Consider the following 3,020-nt stretch of genomic DNA (forward strand, 5'->3'; position numbering starts at 1 on the left):
CGTGATCGGCGAGCCGCTGGACGCGACCAAGTTCGACGGCGTGCTGGGCCGCCTGGCCGACGCCGCCGAGCCCGGCGACTACCTCGCCGCGGCCAAGGCGATCATGACCACCGATACCTTCCCGAAGGTCGCGACCGCGACCGTCAAGCTCGGCAAGGCCAAGGTCACCATCAACGGCATGGCCAAGGGCGCCGGCATGATCGCCCCCGACATGGCGACGATGCTGTCCTTCATCTTCACCGACGCACCGATCGCGCCCGCGGCCTTGCAGGCGCTGCTCAAGGCCGGCGTCGAAGATACCTTCAACGCCGTGACGATCGATGGCGACACCTCGACCTCCGACACGCTGCTGGCCTTCGCCACCGGCGCTGCCGCCGAGCACGGCGCACCCAAAATCAGCCGCGCCAGCGATCCGCGCCTGAAGGGCTTCGTCAAGGCCTTCAACCAGGTGCTCGCCAATCTCGCGGAGCAAGTGGCCCGCGACGGCGAAGGCGCGCGCAAGCTGGTCGAGATCACGGTCGAGGGCGCCAAGACCAAGGCCTCGGCACGCAAGATCGCGATGTCGATCGCGAACTCGCCGCTGGTCAAGACCGCGATCGCCGGCGAGGACGCCAATTGGGGCCGCGTGGTGATGGCAGTCGGCAAGGCCGGCGAGCCGGCCGATCGCGACAAGCTCTCGATTTCCTTCAACGGCATCCGCGTCGCCAGGAGCGGTGCGCGCGATCCCGACTATGACGAAGCCCAGGTGTCGGAGGCGATGAAGGCGCCGGAGATCGCGATCAAGGTCTCGCTCGGCCTCGGCAAGGGCCGCGACCGCGTCATGACCTGCGACCTCACCAAGGAATATGTCGCGATCAACGGGGATTACAGGTCGTAAATTCCAAGGCTGCCGTTCCGGGGCTCGCGAAGCGAGAACCCGGAATCTCGAGAGTCCGGGTTCGATGCTGACGCATCGCCCCGGAATGACGTCTCCATCTCACCCCGAAATCCGCGCGTCCGCGACCGCTTTCTTGAACAGCGCGTTCATCGCGTCCGAGATGCCCTGGGTCGGGCTCACCTCGAAATACAGTCCTGGCGAAGCGCAGCTCTGCATGTTCTGCGCGATCTCGCTGTTCGGCGACGGGCCATAGGGGCCGGCATTGAACGGATCGACCCACTTCATGTACCAGCCGTTGGTGGGCAGCGCGAGATAGGTCGTGTACAGCACGGCGACCTTGACGCCCCGATCCTTCATCGCCTTGCAGAGCGAAGCATTGAGCGGCGATTGGCACCGCGAGGAACCCGAGAGCGGCTTCAGGCAGCCCGTATTGCTTTCGTCGGCGACACCGTCGGAAACGAAAAAGAGGTACTTCAGGGGAGCGTTGGATTTACCGCTTCCGGGATTGGGAATCTCGTTGTTGATCGCCGGAAAGATGGTGCTGAACTGCGTGTCCTGATCCTTGGTATAGCTGTCGTTGTTGCCGTAGACGCCCATCAGGTCGATGTTGCCCGCCGCCGTCTTCGCGCTCGACAGATTCGAGGACAACGGGAAAAGCGCACGCAAGCCGATCGTCTTTGACGCCGCGCCGAAATCGTAGATCGCCATGCGGAACTGGTTCGAATAGGTCTGGCTCGCGGCAGCAGTGTCCATCAGCGATTGCGTCGCGCTACGCAGCACATCGATCCGCGTGGTCACGCCAATGCTCTTGGCCAGATTGTAGTAATTGTTGGGGTCGTTGTAGTCGTGACAGGCGAAGGCGCACTGGTCGTTGGGTTTGAAGCTGTTGCCGGTGGTCGCATTGACCAGCTTGGTCACGTCGGCCGGCGTGGCCGCCACGCCCATCGACGGCGAATTGTCCAGCAGCAGGTAGAAGTCGACATAGAGCGGCATGCTTGCCGTCGCCGTCGACGTGCCGCTCGCCGTCAGCGCGGTCTTGCCGATCACGCCGAGGAACATGGTGTTGATGCTGCCGCTGAACGCGACGGTCGAGGTGACGGTCGAGCCGTTCTTGACCACGGTCGGCGTGACGCTGTCGAGCGTATAGCCGGTCAGGTTGGCGACGTTGGCATTGAAGATGTTCCTTGCGTCGGTGACGCCGACCGGGATTGCACCGTCCGACGTCATCGTGCCCGCAGCCGCAAAGGCCGGCGAAGCCTTGGCGATCGCGCCGACACTGGCCGCGTCGGCCGCGGCCTGCAGCTTGGCCCGCATCTGCGTCGCGCGGGAGTAATCGACCGCGCAACCGACCACCGTGATCAGGGGCACGCAGGCGAGTGCGAAAATCACCGCGATATTGCCGCGCCGGTCGCGGACAAACCGGCGGATGGTGGTGGGAAGCGCAGCGCGCATGGACCGAGCCCGGAATGGATTAAATATGTTTCCACTCTAGGAACCGTTGATTAAATATGACTTATGGCAGCCGTAAGTATCCGGGCCGTCACCGGTTAACGAACTGTTACCGATGATCTTCAGCGAGCGACACATTCACGCATGGCCGATCTCAAACTGACACTGGTGGTGGCCTGCGCGCTGGTCGACGCCGACAAGCGCGTCCTGATCGCGCAGCGCCCCGAGGGCAAGACGTTGGCCGGCCTCTGGGAATTCCCCGGCGGCAAGTGTGAGCCCGGCGAGCGGCCGGAGCAGAGCCTGATCCGCGAGCTCCACGAGGAGCTCGGCATTACCGTCGCCGAGCCGTGCCTGGCACCGCTGACCTTCGCGAGCTACGGCTACGAGAGCTTTCATCTGCTGATGCCGCTCTATATCTGCCGGCGCTGGGAGGGACAGGTTGCGCCGCGCGAGGGCCAGACCCTCGCCTGGGTCCGTGCCAACAAGCTGCGCGACTATCCGATGCCGCCCGCGGACATTCCGCTGATTCCGCATTTGATTGATTTGTTGATGTGAGAGCCGTGCCCCGGACGCAGCGCAGCGCCCCCGGCGATGCGAAGCATCGTCCGGTGCGGTGCGCTGCAAAGCCGGGGCTCACGCAGCAGCAAGACTGGGTCCCGGCTCTGCGCAGCAGCGTTGCACGCTGCAGCGCGTC

General features: G+C 64.3%; 3 protein-coding genes. 2 read left to right on the forward strand and 1 reads right to left on the reverse strand.

Annotated features, from left to right (window positions below; genetic code table 11):
• Positions 1 to 877: bifunctional glutamate N-acetyltransferase/amino-acid acetyltransferase ArgJ (gene argJ / locus MOV75_RS32735; RefSeq protein ID WP_247007394.1), on the forward strand; the 877-nt coding region annotated here is incomplete at its 5' end.
• Between the two features lie 99 nt (positions 878 to 976).
• Here the strand turns inward: argJ and MOV75_RS32740 are convergent.
• Entirely contained in the window at positions 977 to 2,329 is a 1,353-nt protein-coding gene (locus MOV75_RS32740) for a TadE/TadG family type IV pilus assembly protein (protein ID WP_246931582.1), read from the reverse strand.
• 141 nt (positions 2,330 to 2,470) lie between these two features.
• Here MOV75_RS32740 and MOV75_RS32745 point away from each other — a divergent pair, with 141 nt between their 5' ends.
• On the forward strand, positions 2,471 to 2,881 hold the full coding sequence (locus MOV75_RS32745; RefSeq protein ID WP_246931580.1) for a (deoxy)nucleoside triphosphate pyrophosphohydrolase: 411 nt from the start codon (positions 2,471 to 2,473) through the stop codon (positions 2,879 to 2,881).
• Positions 2,882 to 3,020: the final 139 nt, after the last annotated feature.

Source organism: Bradyrhizobium sp. PRIMUS42, from assembly GCF_023006515.1.
Lineage (GTDB): Bacteria > Pseudomonadota > Alphaproteobacteria > Rhizobiales > Xanthobacteraceae > Bradyrhizobium.

What these genes read in the sequence shown, in the direction of transcription:
- MOV75_RS32740 (WP_246931582.1), bottom strand. Translation starts at nt 2,329, where the DNA reads ATGCGCGCTGCGCTTCCCACCACCATCCGCCGGTTTGTCCGCGACCGG.
- MOV75_RS32745 (WP_246931580.1), top strand. Translation starts at nt 2,471, where the DNA reads ATGGCCGATCTCAAACTGACACTGGTGGTGGCCTGCGCGCTGGTCGAC.